Annotated in this window: 18 protein-coding genes, 1 tRNA gene and 2 riboswitches; all 19 genes read left to right on the forward strand. The window is 43.4% G+C overall.

The window, feature by feature from the left end; all coding sequences use genetic code 11:
• Positions 1-23: 23 nt before the first annotated feature.
• The 19 genes from ACESZH_RS17840 to ACESZH_RS17930 all read left to right on the forward strand — a co-directional run bounded on the left by ACESZH_RS17840 (position 24) and on the right by ACESZH_RS17930 (position 24955).
• Entirely contained in the window at positions 24-989 is a 966-nt protein-coding gene (locus ACESZH_RS17840) for a TIM barrel protein (RefSeq protein ID WP_373215741.1), read from the forward strand.
• A gap of 14 nt (positions 990-1003) precedes the next feature.
• Entirely contained in the window at positions 1004-2107 is a 1104-nt protein-coding gene (locus tag ACESZH_RS17845; RefSeq protein ID WP_373215739.1) for an adenosylcobinamide amidohydrolase, read from the forward strand.
• 113 nt (positions 2108-2220) lie between these two features.
• Positions 2221-2409: riboswitch (cobalamin riboswitch) on the forward strand.
• Positions 2410-2462: 53 nt separating this feature from the next.
• Positions 2463-6638, forward strand: coding sequence for an Ig-like domain-containing protein (locus ACESZH_RS17850; protein ID WP_373215738.1), 4176 nt, complete (start codon positions 2463-2465; stop codon positions 6636-6638).
• A 144-nt stretch (positions 6639-6782) separates the two neighbouring features.
• Positions 6783-6970, forward strand: a riboswitch (cobalamin riboswitch).
• 217 nt (positions 6971-7187) lie between these two features.
• The gene (locus tag ACESZH_RS17855; RefSeq protein WP_373215737.1) at positions 7188-8021 is read left to right on the forward strand and encodes a leucine-rich repeat domain-containing protein; all 834 of its coding nucleotides are present in this window, start codon (positions 7188-7190) and stop codon (positions 8019-8021) included.
• A 195-nt stretch (positions 8022-8216) separates the two neighbouring features.
• Positions 8217-9365 (forward strand): sensor histidine kinase, encoded by a 1149-nt coding sequence (locus tag ACESZH_RS17860; protein ID WP_373215736.1) that lies wholly within the window; start codon positions 8217-8219, stop codon positions 9363-9365.
• Entirely contained in the window at positions 9362-10051 is a 690-nt protein-coding gene (locus ACESZH_RS17865; protein WP_373215735.1) for a response regulator transcription factor, read from the forward strand. Before ACESZH_RS17860 ends, ACESZH_RS17865 begins: the two co-directional genes overlap by 4 nt.
• Positions 10052-10308: 257 nt before the next feature.
• Positions 10309-11706: an MATE family efflux transporter gene (locus ACESZH_RS17870; RefSeq protein WP_373215733.1), complete on the forward strand. Its 1398-nt coding sequence runs from the start codon at positions 10309-10311 to the stop codon at positions 11704-11706.
• A 37-nt stretch (positions 11707-11743) separates the two neighbouring features.
• Positions 11744-12901 (forward strand): hypothetical protein, encoded by a 1158-nt coding sequence (locus ACESZH_RS17875; protein WP_373215732.1) that lies wholly within the window; start codon positions 11744-11746, stop codon positions 12899-12901.
• Positions 12902-13076: 175 nt separating this feature from the next.
• Positions 13077-14516, forward strand: coding sequence for an aminotransferase class I/II-fold pyridoxal phosphate-dependent enzyme (locus tag ACESZH_RS17880; RefSeq protein ID WP_373215731.1), 1440 nt, complete (start codon positions 13077-13079; stop codon positions 14514-14516).
• A gap of 7 nt (positions 14517-14523) precedes the next feature.
• Positions 14524-15114 carry a guanylate kinase gene (locus tag ACESZH_RS17885; protein ID WP_373215730.1) on the forward strand — a complete coding sequence of 197 codons (591 nt, stop codon included), beginning with the start codon at positions 14524-14526 and terminating at the stop codon, positions 15112-15114.
• 110 nt (positions 15115-15224) lie between these two features.
• A complete protein-coding gene (locus ACESZH_RS17890; RefSeq protein WP_373215728.1) occupies positions 15225-16214 on the forward strand; it encodes an ATP-binding protein in 990 nt (329 codons plus the stop codon).
• Position 16215: 1 nt separating this feature from the next.
• Positions 16216-17115 carry a stage 0 sporulation family protein gene (locus ACESZH_RS17895; RefSeq protein ID WP_373215726.1) on the forward strand — a complete coding sequence of 300 codons (900 nt, stop codon included), beginning with the start codon at positions 16216-16218 and terminating at the stop codon, positions 17113-17115.
• Positions 17108-17848 carry a tRNA1(Val) (adenine(37)-N6)-methyltransferase gene (locus ACESZH_RS17900; protein WP_373215725.1) on the forward strand — a complete coding sequence of 247 codons (741 nt, stop codon included), beginning with the start codon at positions 17108-17110 and terminating at the stop codon, positions 17846-17848. Before ACESZH_RS17895 ends, ACESZH_RS17900 begins: the two co-directional genes overlap by 8 nt.
• 25 nt (positions 17849-17873) lie before the next feature.
• Positions 17874-18719: a 16S rRNA (cytidine(1402)-2'-O)-methyltransferase gene (gene rsmI / locus ACESZH_RS17905; RefSeq protein WP_373215724.1), complete on the forward strand. Its 846-nt coding sequence runs from the start codon at positions 17874-17876 to the stop codon at positions 18717-18719.
• A gap of 133 nt (positions 18720-18852) precedes the next feature.
• The gene (gyrB, locus tag ACESZH_RS17910) at positions 18853-20778 is read left to right on the forward strand and encodes a DNA topoisomerase (ATP-hydrolyzing) subunit B (RefSeq protein WP_373215723.1); all 1926 of its coding nucleotides are present in this window, start codon (positions 18853-18855) and stop codon (positions 20776-20778) included.
• A gap of 15 nt (positions 20779-20793) precedes the next feature.
• Entirely contained in the window at positions 20794-23331 is a 2538-nt protein-coding gene (gene gyrA, locus ACESZH_RS17915; RefSeq protein ID WP_373215721.1) for a DNA gyrase subunit A, read from the forward strand.
• Positions 23332-23333: 2 nt separating this feature from the next.
• Complete coding sequence (locus ACESZH_RS17920) at positions 23334-23885, forward strand: hypothetical protein (protein ID WP_373215720.1); 552 nt, start codon at positions 23334-23336, stop codon at positions 23883-23885.
• Between the two features lie 89 nt (positions 23886-23974).
• A complete protein-coding gene (locus ACESZH_RS17925) occupies positions 23975-24685 on the forward strand; it encodes a lysophospholipid acyltransferase family protein (RefSeq protein ID WP_373215718.1) in 711 nt (236 codons plus the stop codon).
• Positions 24686-24866: 181 nt separating this feature from the next.
• A tRNA-Ser gene (locus ACESZH_RS17930) sits at positions 24867-24955 on the forward strand.
• The last annotated feature ends 180 nt before the right edge of the window (positions 24956-25135 follow it).

Here is a 25135-nt window from a genome sequence, read left to right on the forward strand (position 1 = left end):
CTTCTTATGGAAAGTGTGGATTTATGAAAATAATGATGAATGTGACAGATTGTATATATGATACAAGCCGATTTGAGGATGGAGAGGATGCCTTACGGTTTGCATCAGAATTTGGCTGCGATGGTTTGGAGGTCATGCACTGTATTGGGGGCGACGAGGAATTTTTTGCCCCGGATACGGTGATCGGCGTCCATCTCCGGTATTTTTCGGAATGGCTTGATCTGTGGAACGGAGATATGGAATCCCTGAAAGAGGAATATGGCACTCTGGAAAAGGCAAGGGAAATATATGGCGGTTTGGACAGAGAAAGCCTGATCCGGTACCATGAGGAGGATATTGCCCGGGCTGTGAAAAAAAATCCGTCTTACGTAGTGTTTCATGTAAGCAATGTAAAAACATCAGATGTATATACATACACCTGTTCCCATACGGACGAGGAAGTTATAGATGCGGCGGCAGAGCTGATCAATCAGCTTCTTGACGGAAAGGATTACCAGTTTGAATTTCTTATGGAGAATCTGTGGTGGCCTGGTCTTACTATGACAAAGCCGGAGATGACAAAACGGCTTCTGGACAAGGTACATTATCCGAAAAAAGGAATTATGCTGGATACAGGACACCTGATGCATAGTAACCTGGAGCTGAAAACCCAGGAAGATGCAATTGACTATATTTTGGAAATGGTTGAGGCACACGGCAATCTGCGCCGCTATATCAGGGGCATCCATTTAAATCAGAGTATTACGGGAGATTATGTAAAAAATCTGGTGAAAAATCATAAGATGCCGGAAGATTATGAGGAACGATTTTCCGATTGCTACCAGCACATTTTTAATATTGACTGTCATCTGCCTTTTACCACGTCCAGGGTACGGGAGCTGGTGGATGCGGTGAAGCCCGAATATCTTACCCATGAAATGATTTCAATGGACCGGGAGGATCATGCGGAAAAACTGGCAAAGCAGGCAAAGGCTCTGGGAGCCGGATGAAAGGACGGAAAGAAATGAAAATATATCAGTTATCCAGCGGAGATGAGGTACATCATTATAAAAAATCCCTGGTAGTCTGCTTTAAAGGACCAAGAAAGGTATTGAGTACCGGACCGAATAACGGGGGATACCGTACGGATTTAGAGGCAGTGTTTAACAATGACAGCAATCCGGGTTCAGGCATGGCATGTACTTTGCGGGCAGAAACCTATGAAGCACATATGGATCTGCTGGCAGCGGAGGATTTGGGGCTGGATCCTGAGCATTGTACAGGACTGAGCACAGCGGCAAGCATGGATAATGTTTCCATACAAACCATGGCATATGAGGATTTTTCCGTTACAGCCATAGTAACCGGGGGAATCCGCACAAATGCAGGAAGGATCGGGGATCCGGCCGTATGGCATGAGAAAGCCGGGATATCCCATGCTGTAAAGCCGGGAACCATCAATATCATTCTTTATATTGACGCAAACCTGTCGGGAGGAGCGCTGGCACGTGCTCTCGTATCCTGCACGGAGGCAAAGACGGCGGCGCTTCAGGAGCTTCTTGCGCCAAGCAGGTATTCAAGAGGTCTGGCGACAGGCTCAGGAACTGACGGGACGATCATAGTCAGCAACGCACAGTCCGAAACATATCTTACTAATGCGGGAAAACACTGCAAGCTTGGAGAGTATATCGGGAAAACTGTAAAAAAAGCAGTAAAGGAAGCGTTGGAGCGGCAGAACGGATTTTGCCCGGAATACCAGCACAATATCATGAACAGGATGGACCGTTTCGGTGTTACGGAGGACAGCCTGTGGTTGGAATACCAGAACAAGAATGAAACGAGCGGGCATTCCAGGGCAGAGTTTGCGGATGTTCTGGACCATCTGAAAACAGAGGATACTTTAGTGACATACACCTCTCTGTACGCCCATCTTCTGGATCAGTTGGACTGGGAGCTGATAAGTCCCCGGGAAGCGTGGGAGGCAGGAAAAGAAATGCTGAAACTTGCAGGGCTTGAACCGGAGCAGGATATGCCCGAGAGCAATCAGGAGGAGAAAGAAGTATATATCCGATGGATGACAGCACAGTATCAGGAAGGGCTGGTGGAAAAAATTGCCGGAAGGATGTAAGCTTCGGGAATCACATATTGTCTGTAACAGGGATTTTTCCGGGGAAAAATAAAATAGAAGATGATAAAATATTGACAAATATACAATGATATGTTAAAACAAGGATATTAGCAAACCAAATATACAGGCATGTTTCGCTGTTTTATAGCGGTTAATCAGAAAGCCGGTGAGAATCCGGCACAGCTTTTCTCTACTGTATTAGGGACGAACGCAGCATGATGCCGCCGGAGAATACGATTCCGGGAAGGCGCTGTCAGTAGGATGATCTTAAGTCAGGTATGAACATGTTTAAGGAAGCTCATAGAAAAGATGAGGTTTCTTTTTTGGTGTCTCAAAAAGAAAGGGGAAGAGAAAAATGAAGAAACGATGGTTAAGTTTCCTGCTGAGTTTATCTATGATAGCAGGAAGTCTGGCGCCAGCGGGAAGCGTTTATGCTGAGGACATGTTTATTTCTGATTCTCAGGAAATTGTCCAGGATGCAGAATACGCAGCCGATGATGTGGATTTCTTTGTGGCTGACGATGGATCAGTGTCAGAGGAATTTGCAGATGGTACAGCAGAAGAATTTTTAGGTAACGATGAGGCAGAAGCATTACTGTTTTCAGACGACGCTGAAGATGAGACAGAATCGGTGCAGTTTGAGGATCAGGCTGCAGAAGGAACGGAACTGCCGTCCTACATCTTTGGAGAGAGCTGGAACGCTCAGTACGATGTGCTGTACTATGAGGCAGGAAAATCTTATATATACGGCGGAGAGGCAGTAACTTTCCAAAATGAAACTACCGTGCTGGTTGGGGAAAGCACCTATGCAATTAAGAATAAAGCGGTTGAAATTACAGTAGACACCTCAGAAGATGGAACTGTAGTTAAGCTGAATAATGTCAGCCGCCCGGTTGGACAGATATCAGGACAATGGAACAGCACCTATGCAGGTTCTGCGAAAGCGGTATTCCGGAGTGATATCGCCGGAATGGAGAGTGTGGAATCCAGTGAAATAGGATACGGAAGCAGTGCAGAGCTGAACCTGGGCGTGCTGGCAGCGGGAGAATATAAGCTGACAGGCGGTGTGATCCGCGAGGCTGCAAACCAGTGGAGCCCTGGAACTGATTTCGGAGACGGAAAAGGTACCGTAACCGGAAGAGACTTTGGCTATCTGCCGGATATCACTATAACCGTTGAGGGCGGTTCCGTTGAAGAAGACGTATACCTTGGCGTCAATGCGGGCTCTGAAGTTCCGGACAGCTTTGAAAACGACTTATGGCTCCAGTATGATTTCCTGGAGATGGAAATCGGCGGCACTGCCAGGATCAATCCGCGAAGAGTGGAAGAGGGGACTGTCAATAAGATAAGCAATGATGTAGAGATGCCTCACTTTAATTACGAGATCATCAAAGGTGATTCCGTAAGCCTTGATACATCTAATAATACACATGTTGGGGTTACGGCTGTAAAAGAGGGTATTACAGTTGTAAAGGTAACGTACGATGCATTTAATCATACGAATGGAAATACATATTTTCCAGCAACAGACCCGGTCAACACAGGTTATGTAGTATACAGCGTTGGCGGAAATAAGAATATTACCATTAAAGATAATATCGTACAGAAGGACGAAGACAAGACAGGAGCAGATGATGTCGTTTTCCGTTCCTATGATACGCTTTACTATACAACAGGCGATACAGCGCCGTTTACCTTAAAGGCATCCGCAGAAGGTGCAGAAAAGCTTGTTGTAAAATGCAACGGAATTACCGTACCGGAAAGCAGCGCAGGTATCTGGACTCTTCCGTTGGAGAATAGAAGCAATATCATTGAGCTGACAGCAACCGCAGAAGACGGAAACACCAGAAGCCTGTACCATGTTCTTGACGCACGTAAGATTAAGATCAATGTTGAAAATAAAACGGTTCCGGGAGAGCCTCTGCATGTAGGGCAGACGGCAACCGTCAGCTTCACAGGCATTACCATGCCGGTTTATAAGCTGGCAACGATCTATAACCCATGTATGAATGCCTGGGGAGCTAAGTCTACAAACGTACATTACTTATGCAATAATGGCACAACATACGAAGGTCATTGCAACCAGTGGGATCTTGCTACAACGAACAGCTTTGATGTGGTTTTGGATAATGGAACAACTTACAGCTTTACAAAAGGACGCATTTATAGCGAATGGTGGGGTTCTACATTAGGTTCCGATAAGACAACAGATAACCCGGGAGCACCGAACCTGGATGCGCCAATTTTATCAGGCGACTTCTCCTTCATGCCAGACTTCTCCTTTACGGTAGAGGACAAAGTCCCGGTAGAGAGTGTTACTCTTGATAAAACAGAGGCAGCTTTGGAATATGGAGAAACATTACAGTTAAATGCAGTTGTGACACCGGACAATGCTTCCGTTACGGAAATTTCCTGGAAGTCCGAAAATCCGGAAGTGGCAACCGTCAGCGATACAGGTCTGGTTACAGCAGTTTTCGCAGGAACCACAATTATCACCGCGACAGTCGATGGACAGGAAGTACAGTGTACAGTAGAGGTTAAGAAACCGGCGCTTACAAAAATTTCTTTTACTGAAAAGGAAATCAGCCTGTACAGGACACGGACACAGGCATTAAGCGTAGAATATACGCCATCCACGATTTTAGATACAGATAAAGAGGTTATCTATACATCCAGCGATGATTCCGTTGTTTCCGTAGATGAAACAGGTCTTATCACTGCAAATAAGGCGGGAACTGCAGTCATTACCGTAACCTCTGCCATTGACCCCTCTATCCAGGATACCTGCCAGGTGGAAGTAAAAGAAGTCAAGCTGGAATCCATCACTCTGGATAAAGAGAATGTGACTATGAACACTGGAAAAACAGAGAAGCTGAGCGTATCGGTTGAACCGTCTTTCATTCAGGAAAACGCAGTATTCCAGTGGACAAGCAGTGACGAAAACGTAGCAGAAGTCAGTGCAGACGGTGTGATCACAGCGTTTAAAGGTGGCACTTGTACTGTGACTGTCCGGTTGGAAGGCTTTGATGAAACTGCAGACTGCGAAGTAACGGTTGAAGAATTAGAGCAGCTTAATCCGGTTGTAACCATTAACCCAGAAAAGATTTACGATGGAGACTCTGTGACCATAAGATTAGGAAATCTGGAAAGACCGGAGGAAGTAGCTGGAGCAAATATCTGGGAAGAGAAGATAAGCTACAATACAAATATTCCGGGTTTGAACAGGGTCAGCAATGGAAGTTACCAGAGTATAACCTTTACTGTACCGACGGGAACACCTTCCGGAACCTATTATCTGACAGACGGAAGCTATTGGGCTGATTTCGGCGGAATGAAAGTACAGGGTATATTCATTGTAGGAAATAGGCAGGAGACCTTCTATGAGGGACAGCTTCCGGTGATCAAACTGCACATAACCAATTTGCAGGAAGTCGAGGAAAACAGGGAAAATGCTGAAAAAGAATTGGACGCATACGTTGATTGGACAAAATATGCGCCGGAGCAGCAAGATGTAATCAAAGAGATTCTGGATCAGTTCAAGGAAACGCTTGGAAGCTTAAGAGACGAGGAAGCAATTGATCTGACTGTAGAAAAAGCAAAGAATCTGATCAGCTCTATTAAGACAGACAGTCAGGTGACAGAGGAAAAACTGCAGCCTATAAAGGACGAAGCTAAAACAACTCTTGATACATATGTAAATATGAGCGACTACCGTGAAGCTGAGCAGCAGAAGCTTGCACTTATTACTGCACTTGCAAAGCTGGATATCGTGGCAGCTTCCTCACAGGAGGAGATTGACGAGATCGTAGAAGCTGCAAAGGCTGAGATGGTTCAGGTGAAGACGGATGCACAGTTAACAGAGGAAGAGAAGAGTCAGGTAACACCGACGCCAACACCGACCGAGGCACCGACACCGGCTCCGACCGAGGCACCGACACCAGCGCCGACCGAGACACCAACACCGACTCCAAGCCAGGCAGCGGCAAATCAGACTCTTATTTTGAAAGTAACAACGGGAAAGACAAATGCAGCCCTGACATGGAACAAGCTTAAGGGAATTGACGGCTATAAGATTTACGGCGCAAAATGTGCAAATTCCTATAAACTTTTGAAGACAGTCAATAGCAGCACAACTAGCTGGAAACAGACCAAGCTTAAGAAAGCTACTTTCTATAAATATTACGTAGTAGCTTATAAGACAGAAAACGGAAAAGATATTGCCGTTGCAAAATCTGCAAGAATGCACGCTGTTACAACAGGCGGTAAGTATGGAAATGCAAAGAAGATCACAGTGAATAAATCTTCTGTTTCCCTTAAGAAAGGCAGAACCAGCCAGCTAAAGGTAACAGTAACAAATACTGCAAGCAAAGTGAAATATCATGTGAGCGCTGTTCGCTATCTGTCCACAAATCCTTCCGTTGCAACAGTAAGCAAGAATGGAAAGATAAAAGGAGTTGGAAAGGGTACATGTAACGTATACTGTTACGCACAGAACGGTCTTTATAAGAAAGTTAAGGTTGTTGTAAAATAGTACATTGCGGCTGCAGTACCATTTAAATATGGTGCTGCGGCCATTTTTATTCCAGCAGTATATGGAAAAAAATATAAAAATCAGGGTAGATAAATATTTTTAAGTATGTTATAATTGAAACAATTGAATAGAGATATAGTAATTAGACAATTACCGGTTTTAAGTGGCTGACAATTTTATATTAGTCAGACTAAGAGGGAATAAGGTGAGAATCCTTAGCAGTCGTGCTACTGTATTTGTTTAGGCTTTTCGTATCCATTGTACATAAGTATGAGAAGGGAAAAGTCGTAATTGCATAAGCCAGGAGACCTGCTTAAAGCTGCTACCAGTTATTACACGCAATGATAAATGGAGTGGGATATTGTTTTATTTGTGTACGGCAGATAGTTGGTAGTGAGTCGCAAAAGGTATCCCCATTTATGATATTGCGGTAGCAGGAGGTAATTAGCAGAGATATAGATCATTAGATTTGTCAATGCAAAGGGTGCAATATCGATAGAGTATTGCACCCTTTTTTTCTGCTGCAGGTTATAAGGAGAGGTGAAAAATATGGGACAGACATTGGTATGGCGTGCAAAAGAAGATTACATATTTGGCAGGTCAGAAGCAAAGCTGAATAAGGAAAGGCAGCTTGAAATTGGGAATCCGTATAGGAAAATAGGAGATGAAGCATTTAAAAACAACATAAAAGTGCGAAGTATTACGCTGGACAGAAATGTAAATGAGGTGGGCAATAACAGCTTTGAAAGCTGTACTGCCATACGAAATGTGGAGACACAGGGAATAAAATGCTTACGTAAAGCGGCATTCAGCAGCTGCTACAATTTACGGAGTATGACCCTTCCGGATACTTTAGAGTATATAGGGAAAAATGCTTTTTCCTGCTGTAAGAGAATGGAAAACTTTTGTATTGATCCCAAAAGTCCCATTAACAAAATTCAGAAAGAAACATTCAGCGATTGTATAGGTCTGACAAAAGTAGAATTGCCGGACGGGATCGAATGTATAGATGACAAAGCATTTTACCGCTGCATAGCACTGGAAAATATCCGGATGCCGAAAAAACTGAAAGAAATCGGTGAGTTCGCATTTTACCAATGCGGCTTGACAGCTATAGAATTCCCGGAGGGCCTTGAACAGATCGGAAGCAGTGCCTTCTTAAAATGCAGAAAACTGGAATCCGTCAGGATACCGGAAACTGTAAAGGTTATCGGAAAGTGGACCTTCCACGGCTGCGACAGACTAAAAACCGTCGAAATCGCACACGACCCCGAATACATAGGTGACTGGATCATCAACAGAAGCGCAAAAATCCGCTGCTATAAAGGCAGCAAAGCAGACCATTATTGCCAACAAAACGGCTTCACTGTAGAATATATATAAAATATTACCAACAAAAAACCACTGCGAGCGGGCCAACAGGGGGAGCGCGAGGGGGCATTCGGCCTTCGCTCTCCGAGATTGCCCCTCGCATCTTTTTTTAATAGAAAATTAAGAGATACCCCTCCGTCTTTATGCTATAATACCCATATAAGCTCTAAAAGCCCGTAACGGAAAAAAGAAAGAACGGAGATACCTATGAAATTAAAGACAAGAATCATAGTCGGCTTTGTTATGATAATTCTTGTACCGCTGCTTTTATTTGCAGCGACTCTGTACGGCTTCAGTCAGTCCCAGTCACGGCAGATACAGACTGAAATAGGAGAAGACGGAGAGGTTTACGACATTTCTATTGCAGAATCTGCCAACAGCAATGCCAGGATCAATCTGATGGCAAAGGATTTATTTTTTACAGCATTTGTAATCCTGATTTTTACTGCGCTGGCCGTGGGACTCTGGGTGTACCGCAGTATCGCCACTCCTCTGGTAAAACTGAAAAAAGCGACGCAGAATATTAAAGACGGAAATCTTGATTTTGTGCTGGATGTGCAGGGAAATGATGAATTTGCTGAGCTTTGCCAGGACTTTGAGGAGATGCGCCGCCGTCTTAAGGAATCTACAGAAGAAAAAAGCCTTATAGAAAAAGAAAATAAGGAACTGATCAGTAATATATCCCATGATTTAAAGACCCCTATTACAGCCGTAAAAGGCTATGTAGAGGGAATTATGGACGGTGTCGCAGATACACCGGAAAAGATGGACCGTTATGTCCGGACAATTTACAACAAAACAAATGAGATGGATCATCTGATCAATGAGCTGACCTTTTACTCCAAGATTGACACCAACCGCATCCCTTATACCTTCAGTAAACTGAATGTGGAGGACTATTTCGGAGACTGCGCCGAAGAGGTTGGTCTGGAAATGGAAACAAAAGGCATTGAACTGGTATATGCCAATTACGTGGAGAATAACGTTCTTGTTATAGCAGACGGAGAGCAGATCCGCCGTGTTATCCACAATATCATCAGCAATGCCATTAAATATATGGATAAATCCAGGGGAATCATCCAGATTCGGATCAAGGATGTGGGAGATTTTATCCAGGTAGAAATAGAGGATAACGGGAAAGGAATCGGTCCAAAGGATCTGCCTTATATCTTTGACAGATTTTACCGAACGGACGTGTCGAGAAATTCATCAAAAGGCGGAAGCGGTATCGGCCTTTCCATTGTGAAGAAAATTCTCGAGGATCACGGCGGAAAGGTATGGGCTACCAGCCGGGAGGAAATCGGCACTATCATGTACTTTGTTCTTAGAAAATACCAGGAGGTACCAATGAAATGAGTAAGATACTGATTATTGAAGATGAAGAAGCCATTGCAGATCTGGAGAAGGATTATCTTGAATTATCCGGTTTTGAAGTTGAGATTGCAACCAGGGGAGACGTGGGATTGGACAAAGCCATGAATGAGGAATTCGACCTGATCATTCTGGATCTGATGCTTCCGGAGGTGGATGGATTTGATATCTGCCGTCAGGTGCGCCAGGAAAAAAACACACCGATCATCATGGTTTCCGCAAAGAAGGATGACATTGATAAGATCCGCGGTCTTGGTCTTGGTGCAGACGATTATATGACAAAGCCCTTCAGTCCCAGCGAGCTGGTAGCGCGCGTTAAGGCTCATATGGAGCGCTACAACCGTCTTATCGGTTCTAATGTGCAGAAAAATGATATCATCGAGATCAGAGGAATCAAAATAGACAAGACAGCCCGCCGTGTGTGGGTAAATAAAGAGGAGACGACCTTTACCACAAAGGAATTCGACCTTTTGACCTTCCTTGCCGAAAATCCCAACAGGGTTTTCACCAAGGAGGAGCTTTTCCGGGAAATCTGGGATATGGAATCCGTGGGAGACATTGCCACAGTCACAGTTCATATCAAAAAAATCCGAGAAAAAATCGAATTTAACACAGCCAAACCACAGTATATCGAAACCATTTGGGGAGTAGGGTACCGCTTTAAAGTATAAACAGTTTATCGAAAGACGGAGATTCGTTTTGATGATCTCCGTCTTTTTATATTATGCGAGTGTGCGCCAAGGCGCACACTTTTTATACAAAAATGATTAATGCGTATTTCGAATTAATATCTGAAAAAATAGAATTGCTCGTTAATTTTTCATAAATTATAATAAAAAAAAGCTGAGCTGTAGAGCGAAGCGAATTGCAGCCATATCCGCACAACGGGATAGAAACTGGTGAGAATATTATTGAGGAGTGTAAAGTTATGGAACAGAAATCCAACGCATTTTTAGAAACGGAAAAAGTGGGCACATTGATGAGAAAATTTGCAGTGCCGTGTATTATTTCATTGTTGGTTGCTGCACTTTACAATATTGTAGATCAGATTTTCATTGCAAATGCAACATATCTGGGTTCATATGGCAATGCTGCTAATAATGTAGTGTTTCCTTTGACGATCGTTGCTTTGTCACTGGCTGTTATGATCGGTGATGGCTGCTGTGCATTTGTAAGTATCAGCCTGGGTGCGGACAATAAAGAAGATGCGCATAAGAGCATTGGATGTTCGATCGTTTTGTGTGTGTTGGTGAGTGCCATTATTACTGCAATTTATTTCATTTTTCAGGATTCAATACTGACATTTTTCGGCGGACGTGTTAATGAAGAAACCTTTGCAAATGCAAAAGAGTATTTCACCTGGATTTCCGTTGGCATACCATTTTATATGTTTGGGCAGTGCTTAAACCCGGTCATCCGATCAGACGGAAGCCCCAAATTTGCAATGGTTTCCACGGTAGCTGGGGCTGTTGTGAATATTATCCTTGATCCGATTTTTATATTTGTATTCAAATGGGGAATGATGGGAGCAGCAGTTGCAACAATTGCCGGTCAGATTCTGACAGCAATCCTTGCTGTTTGGTACCTGTTTCACATGAAGGCAATAAAAATCCAGCGCAGCAGCTTCGGATTATTTGCTGGATTGATGAGAAAATTCCTGCCATTGGGAATTACCAGCTTTTTGTCCCAGATATCCCTGGTGGCATCTATGGCTGCAATCAATAATATGATCGTAAAATACGGTGCTCTGGATGCGATTTTCGGCCAGGCTGAATATGCACAGATTCCAATGGCAGTTGTTGGAATTGTTATGAAATTCTTCCAGATCGTGATTTCAATTTCAGTAGGATTGGCTGCAGGCTGTATTCCGATCGTAGGATACAATGTTGGTGCAAAGCGTATGGACCGTGCGCTTGATCTATTTAAGTTGCTGCTGACTGCAGAGTTTGTAGTGGGATTTATTGCATTGCTGATCGTGGAAATACTTCCAATGCAGTTGATCGGTATTTTCGGTGCTGCAAATGAAAGCCAGTATTATACAGACTTTGCAATTAAGGCATTTCGTACATATCTTTGCATGCTTCCGCTGGCTACTGTGAATAAAGGAACTTTTATTTATCTGCAGTCTTTGGGAAAAGCTTTTCAGTCTTCTGTACTGTCTATGATAAGAGAGGTTATTTTCGGCGTTGGCTGGGCGGTAATTCTTCCGATATTCTTTGGATTGAATGGAGTTCTTTATTCTATGCCGGTATCTGACCTGCTTACATTCCTGATTGGAATCGTATTGATCATAAATATTTTTAAGACTTTGAAGCAGAAAAACTAGAAACTATTAAAAAGCATTTGTGTAGGGGATGAAAGGAATGAAACAGATGAAAAAAGCAAAAGCAGTCTGCCAAATTTTTGGAGAAGGACAAAAGGTAACTGCCGCTGTAATTGAAATGAATGAATCTGTGAAGAGCGAAGAAATTACAGCGAATAATTTTGCAGTAGATGGAAGAAATATATTGCAGGTATATGTGAATGATACCGGAAAGACAGGTGAAAAATCGGATTCCGGAAAGTACATCCTATTGGAACTGGACCCCAAAGATAAAGAGGCAGGTACAAAATATATGGTCGGCAAAGGCCGCGATGCCCGAACCGGAATCAAACATCCGGTTTTGAATATCAGATATATACCTGAGAACATAACCATTCAAAGTACGGAAGTTGTTGATACACTTGCAGATAAATTCCGGTTATTCCGCTATCAGATGGATAACGGACAATATCTGGATTATCAGTTATATGAACCAGAAAATCAAGAAGAAGGAAAAAAATATCCGTTGGTGCTTTTTATGCACGATATGGGATCTTGTTCCGATGATAAGCTTGCGCCCTTGGCTCAGGGGACAGGGGCAGTAACCTGGACAGAGAAGACAAGTCAGAAAAAACGTCCTTGTTTTGTTCTGGCTCCATGTTATCCGCGAAAAACAGCAAACGATGAATATCAGGTGACATGGGAGGCGGATGCTACCGTAGATCTGGTCAGGGAATTATGCGAAAATTACCCGGTAGATACTGCAAGGATTTACGGAACAGGACAATCTATGGGGTGCATGATGCTTTGCGAATTAAACTTACGGTACCCGGATCTTTTCGCAGGCAGCTTTATGGTGGCAGGACAGTGGAATCCGGAACGGATGGGTGCAGTAAAGGATCAGAATCTGTGGATCCTGGTATCTGAGAAGGATGAAAAGGCATTTCCGATCATGGGTGCATGTATGGAAAGCGTGGAAAAGAACGGGGGAATCGTTGTGCGAGGCCACATAGATGCCAAAGCACCGATTGAAAGCCAAAATGATGCAGTACGTGAAATCAGGAAAAACGACAGCCATATATTCTTTACCTGGTTCGAAGGGGACAGTGTATTGCCGGAAAGCGGTCCTGTATTTCCGGGGGCATACCATATGAACACATGGATTCATGCGTATTCGCTGGAATCCATACAGGAATGGCTCTTCTCCTGCAGTAAATAAAATACCCGGCAGTGATATGATAAAAAGAAACCTTATCTGTAAATGTTTAACTTCCGCAAGAGGAGTAAAAATACAGATAAGGTTTTTTTACAGATACAAAATTTCAATAGCAATTCAGCAGCCATTGCTTTATAATAAATGATATATAAACTGCTGATCAGGAAAAGACAAAAATATGAAAAGATTATATAAAGAACTTGAAAATTTCAGCAAAGAGGATTACTATCCGTTCCACATGCCGGGACACAAACGTAATCCTCTTTCTGTGGACGGAAGCTTTCCATTTGACCGAGATATTACGGAGATTGAGGGATTTGACAATCTTCATCATCCGGAGGGAATCATAAAAGAAGCACAGGAGAATCTGGCAAAGCTGTACGGTACCAGAGAAAGCTTTTTTAGTGTGAACGGCAGTACGGCAGCTCTTCTTTCCGCAATCTCTGCATCTGTAAAAAAAGGGGGCCGGATTCTGACTGCCAGAAACTGTCACAAGGCGGTGTATCATGGGATTTATTTAAGGGATTTGATTCCCACATACATTTATCCACAGACAGATTCCATTTTGGGGATAAATGGCGGAATTTGCGCTGCAGATGTGGAAAAATATTTAAAAGAAAATCCGGATATTGAGGTCGTACTGATTACGTCTCCGACCTATGACGGAGTTGTTTCTGATGTGAGAAAAATCGCTGAAATTGCTCACGGCTACGGCATTCCTCTTATTGTGGATGAGGCTCACGGAGCACATTTTCGTTATTCGGATTATTTTCCTGTATCTGCTGTTGATTCCGGTGCGGATTTAGTAATACAAAGCTTACACAAAACGCTTCCTTCCCTGACTCAGACAGCAGTCCTGCATATTTGCAGCAACAGAGTTGACAGAGAAAAAGTAAAACGCTTTATGGGAATTTATCAGAGCAGCAGTCCATCCTACATTCTCATGGCAAGCATTGATGCCTGTGTAGATAAGATGGAGCGGGAAGGCATGGAAATGTTTGAGGGCGTTACAAAAAATCTTTCTGCGGCAAGAGAACGTCTGGAAAAATGCCGCTTTGTCCAATTGGTAAAGCCCGAGGAAATAAAAATGATTCCGGGCGTTTTTGATCATGACCGCTCAAAATTGATTCTGAGCACGGAAAACAGCAGTCTAAACGGTCCGGCACTGGGTCGGATTCTGTACGAAAGATATCATATAAACATAGAAATGAGCACTGAAAACTATGTGCTCGCTTTGGCGGCAGCAGGTGACACCAGGGAAGGTTTTTTGCGTCTCTGTGAAGCTATTGAAGAGATAGACAAAGAGGAATCGTTAAAGCAAATAGAGATAACACAAAAAGAATCCCATATTTTCTGTCAACTTCCTCCGATGAAAAGCGTGATGTCTATTGCCCAGGCCATGGAAGCGGAATCCGTATCCTGTCCCATAGGAGAAAGCGTAGGGAAAATATCAGCGGAGTTTGCCTATCTGTATCCGCCGGGAATTCCGATCATTGTTCCGGGTGAACAGATTACTGGACTTTTTATACGGAATGTGAGAAGATACATGGAGCAGGGGCTGAATTTACAAGGCCTGTGCGACAATACAAATACGGCGATCCGTACAGTAAAGGAGTAAATCCCTTATGGGAAAAATTTTTTACATTATGGGAAAGAGCGCGTCGGGAAAAGATAACATTTATTCCCGCCTCGCGGAGAATCAGGAATTGAATCTGAAAAGAATGATACTTTACACTACCCGTCCGATCCGTGTGGGAGAAGAGGATGGAAAAGAGTACTTTTTTGTTGACGAAAAAAAACTGAAGGAGTTCCGTAGAAAAGGAAATCTGATTGAGACAAGGGCGTATAAGACCATCCATGGAATCTGGACCTATTTCACGGCTGATGATGGGCAGGTAAAATTACAGGAATCTGATTATCTGGGAATCGGTACACTGGAATCCTATATAAAACTGAAAAAATACTATGGTGACAGCGCAATATGTCCCATCTATATCGAGGTAGAGGATGGCGAGCGCCTTGCACGTGCTGTAAAGCGCGAGAGGAGCCAGAACAAGCCGAAATATGAGGAGCTTTGCCGGAGATTTTTGGCTGACCAGGGAGACTTTTCAGAGGAAAATATTCTGAAAGCAGGCATCTGGAAAAGATTTCAGAACGATAACCTGGATGATTGTGTTAAGGAAATTGTTAACTATATAAGAACAGTAAAAAAATAGGTTTAGTTACTTTTTAAAATGTGTTATAATATCCAGGAAAGCAAAACGCTGTAAGCTCTTGAGCGATGCAACGCGGACTGCACAGATTACGATAGGACGAGGTGATTCTCATGGTAGGCTTTAATAATATTATCGGGCACGAAGAAATAATCAGGCACCTAAAAAATGCCATCGAGACGGAAAAAGTATCCCATTCCTATATTTTAACAGGAGACCCGGGTTCCGGGAAAAAATTATTGGCAGGCACATACGCCACAGCCCTGCAATGCGAGGAAGGCGGTACGGAGCCATGCGGCAAATGTGAATCCTGCAAAAAAGCCATTGGCAAGAATCATCCGGATATTATCATGGTATCCCATGAAAAACCTAATACGATCAGTATCGATGAGATTCGCGATCAGGTTGTAAACGATGTGTCGATCAAACCATATTTCAGTCATTATAAGATTTATATCATTGCGGATGCAGAACTGATGACTCCACAGGCACAGAATGCTCTTTTGAAAACGATCGAGGAGCCGCCGGAATACGCGGTGATCATGCTTTTGACAAGCAATGCGGACGGCCTTCTGCCTACGATCCGTTCCCGCTGTGTCCGTCTGGATCTGAAGGTTGTAGATGACGGTCTTGTAAAAAAATATTTAATGGAGCATCTACAGATACCGGATTATCAGGCTGATATAGATACGTCCTATGCGCATGGAAGCATTGGCAAAGCGAAGGAGGCTGCCACCTCCCAGGAATTTGCAGATATGACTCAGAATGCCTTAAAGATTCTGAAATACGCAGATACTATGGAGGTTTATGAACTGACTGACGCGATTAAGAATCTTACCAGCGAGAAGCAGAATATCAGCGACTATCTGGACATTTTCCTGTTCTGGTTCAGAGATGTACTGATGTTTAAGGCCACCAGAGAAATCGATAATCTGGTTTTCAAACAGGAAATTAATTATATAAAGGAACAGGCAAGTAAACGGTCTTATGAAAATCTGGAAAAAATCCTGGATGCTCTGGACAAAACAAAGGTACGTCTCCGCGCAAATGTAAATACGGAGCTTGCCCTTGAGCTTCTGTTCCTGACGATCAGGGAGAAATAGAATGGTAAAAGTAGTAGGTGTAAGATTCCGAAATGTAGGAAAAATATATTATTTTAACCCAAAGAGCTACCGGGTAAAGGTGGGAGAGCACGTCATTGTGGAGACAGCCAGAGGCGTAGAGTACGGTAAGGTTGTTTTAGGACCTAAGGAGGTTGCAGATGACGAGGTAGTCCATCCTCTGAAAGAGGTCATCCGCGTGGCAACAAGGGACGATGACGAGAGAGAAGCGCAGAACCGGGTAAAAGAAAAAGAAGCATTTAAGATCTGCCAGAAGAAAATCCGTGAACACGGGCTGGAAATGAAGCTGATCGATGCGGAATATACATTTGATAATAACAAAGTCCTGTTTTACTTTACAGCGGACGGGCGTATTGACTTCCGTCAGTTGGTAAAGGATCTGGCTGCTATTTTTAAAACAAGGATCGAGCTTCGTCAGATCGGTGTAAGGGACGAGACGAAAATCCTGGGAGGTATCGGTATCTGCGGAAGATGCCTTTGCTGTCACACTTATCTGTCTGAATTTGCTCCCGTATCCATCCGAATGGCAAAGGAGCAGAATCTTTCCTTGAATCAGACAAAGATTTCCGGCGTATGCGGCAGACTGATGTGCTGCCTGAAAAATGAGCAGGAAACATACGAGGAGCTGAATAAAAAGCTTCCCGGAATTGGCGATACGGTTACCACACCAGACGGAATGCAGGGAACGGTACAGAGCGTTAATGTGCTCCGCCAGAGGGTAAAGGTAGTCGTGGAAATCAACGACGAAAAAGAAATCCAGGAATTTCCGGTAGACGAGCTGAAATTCCGTCCAAGGAAGAAAAAAGTCAAAGTTTCCGAGCAGGAGTTAAAAGAACTGCAGGCACTGGAAGATAAAAAGGGAGATTCCAAATTAAATGAATAACAATCTTGTGATGGATAACGAGCGGGTGGATGACCTGCAAAACGGTTATTATATTATCCAAAATCCGGAGAAATTTTGTTTCGGTATGGACGCCGTGCTCCTTTCCGGATTTGCCAGGATCAAAAAGGGAGAGAGGGTTTTGGATATGGGAACCGGGACAGGGATCATCCCCATTCTCCTTGCGTCAAAAACCCAGGGAGAGCATTTTACCGGCCTGGAAATCCAGGAGGAATGCGCTGAAATGGCATTGCGAAGCGTACAATATAACGGCCTGGAAAACAAGATTGGCATTACACAGGGTGATATTAAAGAGGCTGCCGGGATTTTTGGGGCAGCTTCTTTTCATGTTGTTACCTGTAATCCGCCTTATATGATCGGGCAGCATGGATTGACAAACCCTCATATGCCAAAGGCCATTGCCAGGCATGAAATTCTTTGTACTCTGGAGGACGTAGTAAGCCAGGCGGCAAAGGTTCTTTGCGACAGAGGGCGTTTTTATATGGTCCACAGACCTTTCAGACTGACAGAAATTATGAATGTTCTGACAAGATACAAGCTGGAGCCAAAACGGATGCAGCTTGTTTATCCGTACATAGACAGAGAGCCGAATATGGTTCTCATAGAGGCACTGAAGGGCGGCAATCCCAGGATCACAGTGGAGCGCCCGCTTATTGTCTATGAGAAACCAGGCGTATACACAAAATCAGTGCTGGAAATGTACGACATGGTGTAAAACATTGGAAAAGGAGAATGTTTTCATGAGCGGTAAATTATATTTGTGCGCCACGCCAATAGGAAACCTGGAGGATATCACCCTGCGGGTTCTGCGCACCTTAAAGGAAGTGGATTTAATTGCGGCGGAGGATACCCGCAATAGCATCAAGCTTTTAAATCATTTTGAAATCAAGACCCCGATGACGAGTTACCATGAATACAATAAGATCGACAAGGCTTATACGCTGATTGAGAAGATGCAGGCAGGCATGAATGTTGCATTGATCACAGATGCAGGAACCCCTGGAATTTCTGATCCCGGGGAGGTGCTGACTGCAATGTGCTATGATGCAGGAATCGAAGTGACATCTCTTCCGGGGCCTGCGGCATGTATCACAGCGCTTACCCTTTCCGGTCTGCCTACCAGGAGATTTGCATTTGAAGCCTTTTTGCCCTCAGATAAAAAAGAACGGAGGGCGATCCTGGAAGAATTAAAGGATGAAACCCGCACGATCATTATATATGAGGCACCCCATCACCTGGTTGGTACGCTTCAGGAGCTGCGAGAGACGATTGGAAACCGGCGGATGACACTTTGCCGCGAGCTGACGAAGAAACACGAAACCGCTTTCCGGACAACAATTGATGATCTGATTGACTATTATCAGAAAGATAAGCCCCTTGGCGAGTGTGTGCTTGTAATAGAAGGCAAAAGCCGCCAGGCTGTCAAAGAGGAGGAGCAGGCATCCTGGGAGGAGCTTTCCATACAGGAGCATATGGAATTCTATGAAAAACAGGGAATTTCCCATAAAGATGCTATGAAAATGGCGGCAAAAGACAGGGGAATCACCAAGAGAGAAATTTACCAGTATCTTTTGGAGCATAAATAAGTATATTCTCCAATTTTGATGGAAAAACCAGGTTCTTTGTGCTATAATTAATAAGTGTTAGTATGTCCAAAAACAGATAGATTTCAGAGGAGTGATCCTCTTTTATAAATAGAAAATGACTAGGAGGAATAACATGGGCGTAGAAAATACGGAATATGGAGCAGATCAAATCCAGATTCTGGAGGGCCTTGAGGCCGTTAGAAAAAGACCTGGTATGTATATTGGAAGCACATCCAGCCGCGGCCTTCATCATCTTGTATATGAAATTGTAGACAATGCGGTAGATGAGGCACTTGCAGGTTATTGCACGGAAATAAATGTAACGATAAATCCAGATAATTCCATAACTGTTGTGGATAACGGACGTGGTATTCCTGTAGGAATCAATCATAAAGCCGGGATTCCGGCAGTAGAAGTTGTATTTACCATTCTCCATGCAGGCGGTAAATTCGGCGGCGGGGGATACAAGGTTTCCGGAGGTCTTCACGGCGTAGGAGCATCCGTTGTAAATGCTCTGTCCGAATGGCTGGAAGTTTTTATCTGCCGGGACGGAAAAAAATACCAGCAGCGGTATGAGCGCGGAAAAACTATGTATCCGCTGAAGGAAATCGGTGACTGCAGTGCGGATGAGACAGGAACAACGGTTATCTTTCTCCCGGATAAACAGATCTTTGAGGAAACGGTTTACGATTATGATATTCTGAAACAACGTCTCCGCGAAATGGCATTTCTTACAAAAGGTCTTAAAATTACCCTGAAAGATACCAGAGAAGGAATGGAAAGAGAAAAGTCATTCCATTACGAAGGGGGTATCCGGGAATTTGTAACATATTTAAACCGGAGCAAAGAAGCGCTATATCCGGAAATTATTTACTGCGAAGGCACTAAGGACAATGTATTTGTGGAAGTTGCCATGCAGCACAACGATTCTTATACGGAAAATTCCTACGGATTTGTAAATAACATCAATACTCCGGAGGGCGGAACTCACATCATGGGTTTCCGCAATGCTATTACGAAAACCTTTAACGATTATGCGAGAAAAAATAAGCTTCTCAAGGACAGTGAGCCGAATTTAACCGGTGATGATATCCGTGAAGGTCTTACTGCAATTGTAAGCGTCAAAATTGAGGACCCGCAGTTTGAAGGGCAGACAAAACAGAAGCTTGGAAACAGTGAAGCAAGAAGCGCTGTAGACAGCATCGTGAGCAAACAGCTTGAAATTTTCCTGGAGCAGAATCCGTCAGTAGCAAAGACGACTGTAGAGAAATCCCTGCTGGCACAGAGAGCCAGAGAAGCTGCCAGAAAAGCACGCGACCTTACCAGAAGAAAATCTGCTTTGGATAACATGTCGCTGCCGGGCAAGCTTGCCGACTGCTCAGACAAGGATCCGAGAAATTGTGAAATCTATATCGTAGAGGGAGATTCCGCGGGCGGTTCTGCAAAAACGGCCAGAAACCGTGCAACGCAGGCAATTCTTCCTTTGCGCGGTAAAATCCTTAACGTGGAAAAAGCCCGCTTGGACAAGATTTATGCAAATAAAGAAATCAAAGCCATGATTACTGCTTTCGGAACAGGGATCCATGAGGATTTCGATATTACAAAGCTGCGCTATCACAAGATTATTATTATGACAGATGCGGATGTTGACGGCGCACATATTGCCACCCTGCTTCTTACATTCCTGTATCGTTTTATGCCGGATCTGATCAAACAGGGATATGTATATCTGGCACAGCCGCCGCTGTTTAAAATTGAGAAAAATAAAAAAGTCTGGTATGCCTACGATGATGACGAGCTGGATGCCATTCTGACGGAAATCGGCCGTGACGGCAATAACAAGATCCAGCGTTACAAAGGTTTGGGCGAGATGGACGCAGAGCAGCTTTGGGATACTACCATGGATCCTGAGAAGCGCATACTTCTGCGTGTCACCATGGATGAGTCTGCAACATCAGAGATCGATCTGGTATTTACCACTCTTATGGGAGATAAAGTGGAGCCAAGGCGTGAATTTATCGAAGAAAATGCAAGATTTGTAAAAAATTTGGATATTTAACCAGGAGTATAAAACATGGAAGATAATATTTTTGACAAAGTCCACGATGTGGACTTGGAAAAAACCATGAAAAAGTCTTACATTGAATATGCTATGAGCGTCATTGCTTCAAGAGCTCTTCCCGATGTAAGAGATGGTTTAAAACCAGTACAGCGCCGTGTGCTGTACTCTATGATAGAGTTAAATAACGGACCTGACAAGCCGCACCGTAAATGTGCCCGTATTGTCGGTGATACGATGGGTAAATATCATCCTCACGGCGACAGTTCCATTTACGGGGCACTGGTAAACATGGCTCAGGATTGGTCCTTCCGTTATCCTCTGGTAGACGGACATGGAAACTTTGGTTCCGTGGACGGCGACGGCGCGGCCGCCATGCGATATACAGAGGCGCGTCTCAGCAAGATTTCCATGGAAATGCTTGCTGACATTAACAAAGATACTGTGGATTTCCAGCCGAACTTTGATGAGACAGAGAGAGAGCCAGTCGTGCTGCCATCCCGTTTTCCGAATCTTCTGGTAAACGGAACATCAGGTATCGCAGTAGGTATGGCGACTAATATTCCTCCCCATAATCTCAGGGAGGTTATTAATGCTGTTGTAAAAATTATCGACAATACTGTTGAAGAGCAGAGAGACACCACAATGGAGGAGCTTCTGGAAATTGTGAAAGGTCCTGATTTCCCTACGGGAGCTACTATTTTGGGCAGAAGGGGAATCGAGGAGGCGTATCGCACCGGTCGGGGCAAAATCCGCGTCCGTGCCGTTTCCGATATCGAGACTCTGCCAAATGGAAAATCCCGTATCGTGGTTACAGAGCTTCCTTATTTGGTAAATAAAGCCCGCCTGATCGAAAAGATCGCGGAGCTTGTGAGAGATAAAAAAATAGATGGAATTACGGATCTGAACGACCACTCAAGCCGTGAAGGTATGCGTATCTGCATTGATCTGCGAAAAGATGCAAATGCAAATGTAATCTTAAACCAGCTTTATAAGCATACTCAGCTTCAGGACACCTTCGGTGTGATCATGCTCTGCGTGGTTCCGAGAAACGGAAGCCTGGAGCCAAAGGTGCTGAATCTGAAGGATATGCTGGAGTCATATCTGGCACACCAGGAGGATGTCGTTACCAGAAGGACCAAATATGACCTGAATAAAGCCCAGGAACGTGCCCATATTTTGGAAGGTCTGTTAAAAGCACTGGATAATATTGACGAGGTAATCCGCATTATCCGTGGAGCACGGAACGTACAGATCGCAAAACAGGAGTTGATGGATCGTTTTGAACTGACGGACGTGCAGGCTCAGGCTATCGTAGATATGCGTCTGCGTGCGCTGACAGGCTTGGAAAGAGAAAAGCTGGAAGGAGAATATAAGGAATTAGAAGAAAAAATCCGAAAATTCCAGGCGATTCTTGCTGACAGAAATCTTTTGCTGCGCGTTGTAAGAGAGGAAATCCTGTTAATTTCTGAGAAATACGGGGATGAGAGAAAGACTGCTATTGGTTTTGACGTTTATGATCTTTCCACAGAGGATCTGATTCCAAAAGAAAATACAGTTATTACCATGACAAAGCTTGGTTACATCAAGCGCATGACAGTTGATAACTTCCGTAGTCAGAACAGAGGCGGACGGGGAATCAAGGGTATGCAGACCTTGGAGGATGATTACATTGACGAGCTTTTGATGACCACAACGCATCATTACCTCATGTTCTTTACCAATACAGGCCGGGTATACCGCTTGAAAGCATATGAGATTCCGGAAGCAGGCAGGACTGCCAGAGGTACAGCAATCATAAATCTGCTGCAGCTTATGCCGGGTGAACGGATTACTGCATTGATTCCGATCAGTAAGTTTGAGCCGGGTCAGTACCTCATGATGGCTACAAAGAAGGGTCTTGTGAAAAAGACTCCTATTGGAGAGTACATGAATGTACGGAAGACTGGTCTGGCAGCTATCACTCTGCGGGATGATGACGAGCTGATTGAGGTAAAAGCTACAAATAATAAAAAAGATATCATGCTTGTAACTAAGGATGGTATGTGTATCCGCTTTAAAGAAACTGATGTGAGAAGTACCGGAAGAAATTCCATGGGTGTGAGAGGTATGAATCTGGATGACGGCGATGAAGTAGTTGCCATGCAGCTTGATACCCAGGGCTATTATCTGCTGGTGGTTTCTGAAAACGGTATGGGCAAACGTACCTCGATCACTGAGTTTACATGCCAGAACAGAGGCGGTAAGGGTGTGAAGTGCTACAAGATAACAGAAAAGACAGGAAATGTGATTGGTGCCAAGGCTGTGAATGAAGAGAATGAAATCATGCTCATTACAACAGAAGGCATTATCATCCGTCTCCAGTGTTCTGATATCTCTATTTTAGGCAGAATTACTTCCGGCGTGAAGCTGATCAATCTTACTGATGGCATCACGGTTGCCAGTCTTGCAAAAGTAAGAGAAAAAAAGGATGAGAATTCTCAGAGTCCGGCAGAAGATACGGTGTTAGAAACAGACGATTTACAAGGGGATACTGAAGGGGAATTTGAATAGTTATGAGAAGAGGAATCAGATTCATAATTCCAGCCATAGCGTTGTTGGTGATTCTGGCAATGTCCGGCTGCGGTGTGAGCCATAAGACTCCTGAAGGAGTAGTAGAGTCATTGATAAAAGGATATGTAAAAGGGGAAGAAAAAAAAGTAAAAGACTGTTACGAGCAGAAAAAGGATACAGAAGAAAGCCTGCAGACGGAGATTACTGCTACAATGAAATATTTTGAGGCTCATAATGTAAGTGAGCTGAAATTAGGAGAGTGTGATACACTTTCTGAGGATAAAGACTATTCATATGTTTATATTCTGTATAACCTTGTTCTGGAAAATGAGCAGGAGTATCCCTGTGTCAGCACCTACATGGTAGAAAAGAAGGAAAAGAAATATTATGTGCTTCCTCCTTCCAAAATTACTGATGATATGAGAAAACAGGCGGCTGAGGATTATGCAAAATTCATGACTACAGATTCCTATAAGGCTTATACAAAGGCTTATAACACGTTTATTAAGAAAAACCCCGGATATGAGGATAAAATTGCCAGTAAGTTAAGTTAGTACATCGCTTTTCAAATTAACCAGGCTTTATGCGAAGCCTGGTTAATTACGATACGATTCACCGGGATATGCTTTTGGGGGACTCAAAGATGAAAAGAATTATTTTGATGGTTTTGAGAAATCTTATATACATTCCTTATTTATGGATAAAATTAAATTGGTATGCTTCTCATGTGGATAATTATACGGAAGAACAGAGATATGCCTTGTTGAAAAAAATCGATCATGCAGCAAATACCGGAGGCAATTTGAATATTGAAGCACATGGTGTAGATAATATTCCGTCTGAAAACGGATTTATATTTTATCCAAACCATCAGGGACTGTATGATGTTCTGGCGATTATGGAAGTATGCCCTGTGCCGTTTTCGGTAGTGGCAAAAAAGGAAGTCGCCAATGTACCGTTTCTTAAACAGGTTTTTGCCTGCATGAAAGCGTTTATGATTGACAGGGATGATATTAAGCAGTCTATGCAGGTTATCATCAATGTTACAAAAGAGGTAAAGGCAGGGAGAAACTATCTGATCTTTGCAGAGGGAACCAGAAGTAAACAAGGTAATAAGCCTCAGGAGTTTAAGGGGGGAAGCTTTAAAGCGGCAATAAAGGCAAAGTGCCCTATTGTTCCGGTGGCTCTTATAGATTCTTTCAAAGCTTTTGATACCAACTCTATAGAGAAGCTGAAGGTACAGATTCATTTCCTTGAACCTATCCCATATGAGGAATACAAAGAGATGAAATCTACAGAAATCGCAGCAGAGGTAAAAAGAAGAATCGAAGCAACCATTGCTGAGAATATATAGCAGAACATGCTGATATCTTGTGTAACTTGTATGAATATCAGAGATGCAGAAAAAAATAGGAAAATAAGATAAAAATTCTTTGAAAACCCGTTGACAAGACGGGTTTTTTTAAGTATAATAATTCATGCGCTGTTGGAAAACACGCGGACGAATTTAATAAGAAATTATGAGTTCGGAGTCTGGAGAAGTACTCAAGAGGCCGAAGAGGTGCCCCTGCTAAGGGTATAGGTCGTTTAACGCGGCGCGAGGGTTCAAATCCCTCCTTCTCCGTTTAAGTTTTTTGAAATTTGAAAAAATTAAAAAAACTTCAAAAAAGTTGTTGACAAGCGATAAAGCTTATGATATTATAAATGAGCTGTCGCGGAAGAGCAATAGCAAAGAACCTTGATAACTAAACAGTGAAACACATACGATTCTCGAAAATTCTTTTACAAATATCATTCGAAGAGA

The organism is Ruminococcus sp. 5_1_39BFAA (assembly GCF_964240875.1).
Taxonomy (GTDB): domain Bacteria; phylum Bacillota; class Clostridia; order Lachnospirales; family Lachnospiraceae; genus Blautia_A.

Bases quoted from the DNA above. Each gene is read 5' to 3' on its own strand.
- ACESZH_RS17880 (WP_373215731.1), top strand. From the start codon at position 13,077: ATGAAAAGATTATATAAAGAACTTGAAAATTTCAGCAAAGAGGATTAC.
- gyrA (WP_373215721.1), top strand. From the start codon at position 20,794: ATGGAAGATAATATTTTTGACAAAGTCCACGATGTGGACTTGGAAAAA.
- ACESZH_RS17865 (WP_373215735.1), top strand. From the start codon at position 9,362: ATGAGTAAGATACTGATTATTGAAGATGAAGAAGCCATTGCAGATCTG.
- ACESZH_RS17840 (WP_373215741.1), top strand. From the start codon at position 24: ATGAAAATAATGATGAATGTGACAGATTGTATATATGATACAAGCCGA.
- ACESZH_RS17920 (WP_373215720.1), top strand. From the start codon at position 23,334: ATGAGAAGAGGAATCAGATTCATAATTCCAGCCATAGCGTTGTTGGTG.
- ACESZH_RS17875 (WP_373215732.1), top strand. From the start codon at position 11,744: ATGAAACAGATGAAAAAAGCAAAAGCAGTCTGCCAAATTTTTGGAGAA.
- ACESZH_RS17925 (WP_373215718.1), top strand. From the start codon at position 23,975: ATGAAAAGAATTATTTTGATGGTTTTGAGAAATCTTATATACATTCCT.
- ACESZH_RS17890 (WP_373215728.1), top strand. From the start codon at position 15,225: ATGGTAGGCTTTAATAATATTATCGGGCACGAAGAAATAATCAGGCAC.
- ACESZH_RS17845 (WP_373215739.1), top strand. From the start codon at position 1,004: ATGAAAATATATCAGTTATCCAGCGGAGATGAGGTACATCATTATAAA.
- ACESZH_RS17870 (WP_373215733.1), top strand. From the start codon at position 10,309: ATGGAACAGAAATCCAACGCATTTTTAGAAACGGAAAAAGTGGGCACA.
- ACESZH_RS17900 (WP_373215725.1), top strand. From the start codon at position 17,108: ATGAATAACAATCTTGTGATGGATAACGAGCGGGTGGATGACCTGCAA.
- ACESZH_RS17895 (WP_373215726.1), top strand. From the start codon at position 16,216: ATGGTAAAAGTAGTAGGTGTAAGATTCCGAAATGTAGGAAAAATATAT.
- ACESZH_RS17855 (WP_373215737.1), top strand. From the start codon at position 7,188: ATGGGACAGACATTGGTATGGCGTGCAAAAGAAGATTACATATTTGGC.
- rsmI (WP_373215724.1), top strand. From the start codon at position 17,874: ATGAGCGGTAAATTATATTTGTGCGCCACGCCAATAGGAAACCTGGAG.
- ACESZH_RS17885 (WP_373215730.1), top strand. From the start codon at position 14,524: ATGGGAAAAATTTTTTACATTATGGGAAAGAGCGCGTCGGGAAAAGAT.
- ACESZH_RS17850 (WP_373215738.1), top strand. From the start codon at position 2,463: ATGAAGAAACGATGGTTAAGTTTCCTGCTGAGTTTATCTATGATAGCA.
- ACESZH_RS17860 (WP_373215736.1), top strand. From the start codon at position 8,217: ATGAAATTAAAGACAAGAATCATAGTCGGCTTTGTTATGATAATTCTT.
- gyrB (WP_373215723.1), top strand. From the start codon at position 18,853: ATGGGCGTAGAAAATACGGAATATGGAGCAGATCAAATCCAGATTCTG.